The organism is Streptomyces hainanensis (assembly GCF_004348415.1).
GTDB classification, from domain to species: Bacteria; Actinomycetota; Actinomycetes; order Streptomycetales; family Streptomycetaceae; genus Streptomyces; species Streptomyces hainanensis.
Genome location: NZ_SMKI01000370.1, coordinates 1 through 8,043 on the forward strand (window position 1 = coordinate 1; position 8,043 = coordinate 8,043).

Annotated in this window: 6 protein-coding genes; 5 read left to right on the forward strand and 1 reads right to left on the reverse strand. The window is 73.3% G+C overall.

What is annotated here, in order from left to right:
- The first annotated feature begins 199 nt into the window (after positions 1 to 199).
- The 4 genes from E1283_RS27180 (at position 200) to E1283_RS27195 (ending at position 5,723) form a co-directional block, all read left to right on the forward strand.
- Entirely contained in the window at positions 200 to 952 is a 753-nt protein-coding gene (locus tag E1283_RS27180; protein ID WP_132820802.1) for a TIGR03089 family protein, read from the forward strand.
- Between the two features lie 39 nt (positions 953 to 991).
- Complete coding sequence (locus E1283_RS27185; protein WP_132820803.1) at positions 992 to 1,981, forward strand: LCP family protein; 990 nt, start codon at positions 992 to 994, stop codon at positions 1,979 to 1,981.
- A gap of 432 nt (positions 1,982 to 2,413) precedes the next feature.
- Complete coding sequence (locus tag E1283_RS27190; protein WP_341829956.1) at positions 2,414 to 3,901, forward strand: LCP family protein; 1,488 nt, start codon at positions 2,414 to 2,416, stop codon at positions 3,899 to 3,901.
- A gap of 97 nt (positions 3,902 to 3,998) precedes the next feature.
- Complete coding sequence (locus E1283_RS27195) at positions 3,999 to 5,723, forward strand: LCP family protein (RefSeq protein WP_132820805.1); 1,725 nt, start codon at positions 3,999 to 4,001, stop codon at positions 5,721 to 5,723.
- A 24-nt stretch (positions 5,724 to 5,747) separates the two neighbouring features.
- Here E1283_RS27195 and E1283_RS27200 read toward each other — a convergent pair whose 3' ends face one another.
- Positions 5,748 to 6,761, reverse strand: coding sequence for a glycosyltransferase family 2 protein (locus E1283_RS27200; protein ID WP_132820807.1), 1,014 nt, complete (start codon positions 6,759 to 6,761; stop codon positions 5,748 to 5,750).
- 101 nt (positions 6,762 to 6,862) lie between these two features.
- Between E1283_RS27200 and E1283_RS27205 the strand changes: the two genes are divergently transcribed.
- Positions 6,863 to 7,975: an LCP family protein gene (locus E1283_RS27205; protein WP_132820806.1), complete on the forward strand. Its 1,113-nt coding sequence runs from the start codon at positions 6,863 to 6,865 to the stop codon at positions 7,973 to 7,975.
- Positions 7,976 to 8,043 lie beyond the last annotated feature (68 nt).

The window sequence follows — 8,043 nt, forward strand, 5'->3', positions numbered from 1 at the left end:
GGCGAGGGCGGGGGCGGTCAGCAGGGCGGCCGAGCAGGCGGTTCCGAGCAGGGAGGCAAGCAGTGCACGCATGAAATGATCTTGTGCATACCGGGCTGAATCTGTCTAATCAGGGAGTTATCGGTCGAATGCGGAGCGTGGCCGCCCGCGGCGGGCGCCACCGGCGTGGCCCCCGCCGGGGCCGGACTACGCTGACGCCGTGAACATCGCCGACCGCACCCCCGCCGACCTGCTGCGTTCCGCGCTCGCCGCCGACCCGGGCCGGCCGCTGCTGACCTACTACGACGACGCCACCGGGGAGCGGGTCGAGCTGTCCGCGGCCACCCTCGCCAACTGGGTGGCCAAGACCGGTGGGCTGCTCCAGGACCAGCTGTCCGTCGCCCGCGGCGAACGGCTCGCGCTGCTGCTGCCCGCCCACTGGCAGACCGCCGTCTGGCTGCTGGCCTGTGCCGCCGTCGGCGTCGTCGTCGAGGTGGACGGCGACCCGGCCGAGGCCGACGTGGTGGTCGCCGGCCCCGACCGGCTCGACGCGGCCAGGGCCTGCTCCGGCGAGCGGATCGCGCTGGCGCTGCGCCCGCTGGGCGGCCGCTTCCCGCAGCCTCCCGAGGGGTTCGCCGACTACGCCGTCGAGGTGCCGGGCCACCCCGACACGTTCGCCGCCTACGATCCGCCGGGCCCCGACGACCCGGCGCTCGTGGTGGCCGGCCGCGCCCTCACCGGCGGCGAACTGCTCGCGGCCGCTCGCGCCGACGCCGCGGAACGCGGCCTCGGCCCCGGCGACCGGCTGATGTCGCTCGCCGACTACGACACCTGGGACGGCCTCGCGGCCGGCCTCTACGCCCCGCTGGCCGTCGGCGGCTCCGTGGTGCTGTGCCGGAACACCGACCGCCTCGACGTCGCCGCCCTCGCCGCGCGCCGGGAGAGTGAGCGCGTCACCCACTTCGCGCACTGACGGTGGCCGGCCCCGGCCGGCGCCCGCAGGATCGTCACCATGACGGTGCCGAGACAGCCCGCCTACCGCGTGCCCGACCGTGCCCCCGGCCCGGAGCTCCCGCCCGAGCCGCCGGGCCTCGGCCGGCGCTGGTCCCGGCGCGTCAGGGCCTGGTGGGGCGAACTCCGGCACGGCCGGCCCAGGCGCCGGAACCGGCTGCGCTGGGTGGCGGCCGCCGTGGCCCTGCTGGTGCTCGGCTCGGCCACCGCCGGCTGGTGCTACCTCCGCGGCCTCGACGGCAACATCGTCACGGACGTCACCACCGCCGACGAGCTGGAGCGGCACCGCGCGGAGCGGCCGGCCCGCGCGCCCGGCAGCGAGGCCGAGAACATCCTGGTGATCGGCACCGGCGAGCGCAGCCCTGACACCGTGCTCCTCTTCCACCTGGCCGGCGACCGGCGCAGCGCCACCGCCCTCGCGCTGCCGCGCGCGCTCGGCGTCGATGTGCCGCGCTGCGCGGGCCCCGAGGGCACCGCGCTCGCCGCCCGGCGCGGCACCCTCGACGCCGCCTACGCCAGCGGCGGCGCGGCCTGCCTGATCCGCACCATCGAAGGGCTCACCGGCATCCGGGTCGACCACCACCTCATCGTCGACTACGCCGTGGTCGGCCGGGTCGCCGACGCCATCGGCGGGATCGAGCCCTGCACGCTCGACGCGCTGGCCAGAAAACTCGTCAGCAGCGGGGTCCTGCTCAACCCCGCCAAACTTTTGCCAGTGCTTGACGCCCTGACCTCATCCATCACATCCGACACGGAACTCAACTCCCTTCGCGAGCTCTATGACCTGCTACGCGAAATTCGCTCGGTACCGCGCGACGCGCTCCGATTCCTCACCGTTCCGACGGCGCAGGACGACCGCACCGCGCTCGTCGAGGCCGACGCGGAAGCCCTGTTCACGCGGCTGCGCGAAGACCGGCCGGTGTCCGCCGACGACGGCGGTCCGCCCCTCGTCACGCCGGATGACGCGGCAGCGAACACCATGTGCGGGTAAAGAGCAAGGCGATAAAACCCCAGAAAGGGGGAGGAGCAGGAGGATTGGCGTCGCTGACGGGGGTGGAATGCGTCACCGCGATCGCTCCGTGCGGAACCTGGCGGCTAGTGTGTGCCGTCTGATCCTCGAGCAGGCACACGGAGGGCGCACGGAGACGTGGACGCGCAGGGACGTGGGGGAGCGGGCGATATCGACCCCGCGGATCAGTGGGTACTGAACCCAGAAACCGGTAACTACGAGCTGCGCCTTCCGGGCGCCCGGCAGCCCGGGCGGCCCGGCGGCGCCGGCGGCCGGGGCCAACGCCCGGCCGGCGACGCCGGGTCGGCGGCCGAGGGGGGCGCGCGCTCGGCGCGTAACACTCCGCCACGGCAGCGTCGCGCCCCGTCGTCCTCGCCCGGCGACAGCGCGCCGCCGAAGGCGGGCGACAAGCCGGTGCCGGGGCAGCGCGACCGCCGCGCCCAGGTCAACCGACGCCGGGGCAAGAACGTCAAGAAGAGGCGCAGCCGCACCAGAAGGGTGCTGACCTGGCTCGGCGGCACCGTCGCGATGCTGGTGCTGATCGCCTCGCTCGGCGCCTGGTACCTGTGGGAGCGGCTGAACGGCAACCTGACGCGGGTAGATGCCGGCGTCTCCGCCGACTACGGCGACGGCGACCCGGTCAACATCCTCTTCATCGGCACCGACAGCCGCACCGGCGAGGGCAACGACTCGTACGGCGGCGACGCCAGCGAGGGCAACGACACCACGATCCTGATGCACTTCTCGGCCAACCGGGAGCACGCCACGGGGCTGAGCATCCCCCGCGACATGATCACCGACATCCCCGAGTGCGAGGTCACCAACGACGACGGGACGACGGAGACCATCCCCGCCTCGGAGGGCGTGCGGTTCAACCAGTCGATGGGGGCCCTGGGCCGCGACCCGAGCTGCGTCGTCAACTCCGTCCAGGAGATGACGGGCGTCACCATCAACCACCTGATCATGGCGGACTTCAACGCGGTCAAGGACCTGTCGTCGGCGGTGGGCGGCGTGCCGATCTGCCTCGAGGAGCCCATCGACGACCCGAAGTCCGGGCTCGACCTGGCGGCCGGCGACCACACCGTGGAGGGCGAGGAGGCGCTGTCCTTCGTCCGCACCCGCTACGGCGTGGGCAACGGCGGCGACCTGGACCGCATCAAGCTCCAGCAGCAGTTCGTGGCCTCGATGGCCCGGCAGATCACCGACGGCGGCATCCTCTCCAGCCCGACCCGGCTGCTGGAGCTCGCCGACGCCGCCACCAGGGCGCTCACCGTCGACGACGAGATCTCCAACGTCAACGACCTGCGGCTGCTCGCCGAGGACGTCGGCCGGGTCCCGATGTCCGACATGAACTTCGTGACCGTGCCGGTGGTCGACAACCCGGACGAGCCGGAGGACGCCCGTGCCACCGTCGTCCTGGACGAGGGGCGCGCCGCGCCGATCTTCCGGATGATCCAGGAGGACATCGACCCGAACCAGGCCGCCGAGGAGGAGGCCGCGGCCGAGGAGGCGGCGGCCGAGCCCGTGCCGGCCGCCGAGGTCAGGGTCGACGTCTACAACGGCGGCGACGTGATCGGCGCGGCCCAACAGACCCTGGACTGGCTGCAGAACGTCCAGGGCATGCCGCTGAGCACCAACAAGAGCAACGCCCCCGAGTCGCAGGAGACGACGACCCTGGAGTACGGTGCCGACCAGGCTGGCCAGGCCGCCACGCTCGCCGAGGTCATGGGCCTCCCGAACGCGGCGCTCCAGCAGGTCGACGAGGACCGGGGCGACACGCCCATGGTGCTGGTCCTGGGGAACGACTTCCGCGGCCCGGGCCAGCCCATCGAGATTCCGGCGGAGCTGCCGGACGACGTCGACAGCATCACCGCGGACGACGAGAGCGTCTGCGCGAGTTGACTGTGCCTGTCTAACCTGGCCGCGCCCGGCCCAGGCGGTGTGACCTCCGCCAGGCCGGGCCGAGCCGATCACAGTGGAAGTGGAAGTGGGGGGTCCCGTGCGGAGGAGCGGTATACGCGGGGAAGGCGAGGGGGGCGGAGGTTCCGCCGACCGGGACCTCGGCGACGGCACGGTTCCGCTGCCGCGCGCGACCGAGCCGACCGAACCGGCCGAGGCGAAGCAGACCGCCGGCGACGCGCCGGCCTCCGGAGGCGGGCGCGCCGAGGCGCGTCGCGGCCGGAAGAAGCCCAAGCCGCGCTGGCGGCGCGTCCTGCTGTGGACGTCCGGCTCGCTCGCGTTCCTGGTGCTGGCCGCGGCCGGCGCCGTCTACTTCTACATCGAGCATCTCAACGGCAACATCGAGTCGGACGACCTCAACCTGGGCAACAGCCGCCTCGACCGCGCCACGCCCAACGCGGACGGTCAGGTTCCGCTCAACATCCTGCTGCTCGGCTCCGACTCCCGGGAGGGCGGCAACCAGGCACTGGGCGGTGGCAGCGAGGGCGGCGAGCGCGCCGACGTCCAGCTGCTGATGCACGCCTCCGCCGACCGCAGCAACATCACGCTGATCAGCGTGCCCCGCGACACCATGATCACCATCCCGGAGTGCACCGACCCGGAGACGGGCGAGGTCTACCCCGAGAGCTACGACCGGATCAACGCCTCGCTCGGCCACGGCGGCCCCGGCTGCACCGTCGCGACCTGGGAGGAGATGACCGGCATCCCGATCGACCACTTCATGATGCTGGACTTCGAGGGCGTGGTCAGCATGGCCGACGCGGTCGGCGGCGTCCCGGTCTGCGTGGACGCCAACGTGGCCGACCCGGAGTCGCACCTGCGGCTGCCGGCGGGCGACAACGTCGTCGAGGGCGAGCAGGCGCTCCAGTGGCTGCGCACCCGGCACGCGTTCGGCGACGGCGGCGACGTCGGCCGCACCAGGGGCCAGCAGATGTACCTGAGCAACATGGCCGACGAGCTCCAGGGCAGCACCTCGCTGACCAACCCGGGCGAGCTGATGGCCCTGGCCGAGGCCGCCACCAACGCGCTGACCGTCGACAACGACCTCGCCAGCGTGCAGGACCTCTACGGCCTCGGCGAGAACCTGCGCTCGGTGCCGGGCGACCGGATCAACAGCATCACGATGCCGTGGCTGCCCGACCCGGAGAACCCGGAGGTCACGGTGGTGCCCGACCCGGCCGAGTCGGAGGCGCTGTTCGCGCTGGTCAGGGACGACATCCCGTTGGACGACCAGGACGCGGCCCCCGCCGAGGACGAGGCGTCGGACTCCGCGGAGACCGGGGACGCCGGCGAGCCCGAGACGCCCGAGGCCACCGCCGATCCGCCGGCGGACATCACCGTCCTGGTGCGCAACGGCACCGGCGACCTGACCACCGGCGAGGCGCCGGTGGACGGCCGGGCCAGCGACATCACCGAGGAGCTCCTGGCCCGCGGGTACACGGGCGCGTCGACCGACCTCGGCTCGGAGTCGCAGGCCGACTCCGTGGTGCTCTACCCGACGGGGGCGGAGCAGGCCAACGCCGAGGCGGTGGCGGAGGCCATGGGCCTGCCGCACTCCGCGGTCCGGATATCGCCGAGCGCCGCGGGGATCACCCTGGTCGTCGGCAACGACTGGCGCGAGGGCGCCGACTACCCGGAGCCGACCGAGGAGGAGACCGGCGGCGAGACGGGCACGGGCGGGGAGGAGCAGGCCGTCGACGACGAGGCCATCCTCTTCGGCGACGACAAGGACTGCATGTCGGTCAACCCCGACTACACCTGGTAGCCGCGAGGGCCGCCGGGACCACGGTCAGGGCTGCTCCGCGGCGACGGGCTCCCGGCGGGAGGCGATGACCTGCCGGGCCAGCTTCCTGGGGCTGGTCAGGAACCCCCAGCCCCAGGAGAGGTGCATGGTGGCGAGCGCCAGCGGGATCCGGAGCCGCGCGCCGAGGCCGAGCCCCCTGCCGGCCGGCACCGAGCCCAGCGTGATCGCCGCCAGGTAACCGCCGGGGACCAGCAGGCCCCACGGCGTCAGCACCACACCCACCACCAGGCCGGCGGCGATCGCCACCAGCGCCACCGGCGGCGCCAGATAGCGCGGGTTGATGGAGCCGGCGTGGTAGCGGGCCACCACATGCCGCCAACGGCCGTAGTTGCGGTACTGCTTGGCCAGCGCCGCCACCGAGGGCCGCGGCCGGTAGGACACCAGCAGCTCGGGCGAGAACCAGACCAGACCGCCGGCCTGCCGGATGCGGAAGTTGAGCTCCCAGTCCTGGGCCCGGATGAACTCCACGTTGTAGCCGCCCTGCCGCTCCAGCACCTCGCGCCGGAACACGCCCAGGTAGACGGTCTCCGCCTCGCCGGCCGCGCCGCCGGTGTGGAAGGCGGCGTTCCCCACGCCGATCCTCGACGTCATCGCGGCGGCCACCGCGCGCTCCCAGTCGTTCTCGCCCTCCGCGTGCATGATGCCGCCGACGTTGGCGGCGCCCGTCTCGTGGAGCAGCCGCACCGCCGTCGCGATGTAGCCGGGCGAGAGCATCCCGTGGCCGTCCACCCGCACCACCACCGGGTGCGAGGACGCCTCGATCGCCGCGTTGAGCCCGGCCGGCGTCCGGCCGGTCGGGTTGGGGACCGTGCGCACCCGGGCGTCGGCCGCGACCAGTTCGGCGGCGATCTCGTCGGTGCGGTCGGTCGATGGGCCGAGGGCGATCACGACCTCGATCTCGCCCGGGTACTCCTGCTCGAGAATGTGCCGTACCGAGCTGCGCAGATGCCGCTCCTCGTTGAGCACCGGCATGATGACGGACACGGCGGGGGTCGGAATGCTGGTCACCGGCTCACGTTACCGCGAACGGGGGACCCCGGAGCGCGCCGGCCCCGGAACGAAGATCGTATGGACATACGGTGGCCGCGGGAGGTGCCCGGATGTCCACCACCAGCACCACGACGTCACGCCGCGGCCGTCGCCGAGACCTTGCCCATCGCCGAGGACTTGCTCGCCGCTGGAGCCTGCGGATCGCCGGCGGGCTCGCCGCCCTGACCCTGCTGACCAGCGGCGTCGGCCACGCCATGGTCGACTCGGCCGCCAAGGGCGTGCGCCGCGTCGACCCGTTCGACGGCCTCGACGCCCGCCCCGAGGCCGGTCGCGGCCTCAACATCCTGCTGATCGGCACCGACTCCCGCGAGGGCCTGACCGACGCGGAGCGCGGCCGCTACCACGTGGGCGACGTCGGCTGTTACTGCGCGGACGCCGTGATGCTGCTCCATCTCTCCGAGTCCCGCGACCGGATGACGGTGGTGAGCCTGCCGCGCGACAGCTACGCCAAGCTGCCGGGGCACGACCTGGTCCTCGCCGACGGGCACCACGACGCCCACGCCGACAAGCTCAACGCCGCGCTCTCGCACGGCGGCCCGCCGCTGATGGTGCGGACCGTGGAGGCACTGACCGGGCTGCGCGTCGACCACTACCTGGAGGTCGGCTTCGGGGGCTTCGCGGGCGCGGTCGACGAGGTCGGCGGCGTCGCGGTGTGCACGACCGAGCCGTTGCGGGACGAGAACGCCGGGCTCGACATCCCCGCCGGCCGCACCGTTCTGGACGGCGCCGGCGCCCTCTCCTACGTCCGGGCCCGGCACGTCGACGGCGGCTCCGACGTGGACCGGATGGCCCGGCAGCAGGACTTCCTGGCCGCCTTCTTCGACCGGGTGATCGACGACGGCGTGCTCCTCAACCCCACCAGGCTCGGCCGCACGGTCGAGGCCCTCCTCGACTCGGTCGCCGCCGACCCGGGCTTCGGAGCCGAGGAGATGCTGCAACTGGCCAACCTGATGCGGGACTTCGACACGTCGAACGTCACGTTCGCCTCGGTTCCGGTCGCCGAACAGGGCCGCGAGGTCGACGGCCTCGGCGCGACGGTCATCTGGGACCGCCCCGAGAGCGACCGCCTCTTCACCGCCCTCCGCGCCGACGACCCCACCGCGGCCCGTCCCCCCACGGACGCGGCTTCCGCCTCCCCGAAACCGAAGCCCGCCGACTGCTGACGCCGGGTTATGCCGGACCGGCAGGACGTCCCTGGTCAGCGGGTGGTGACGAAGGCGTCGGGCGTGCG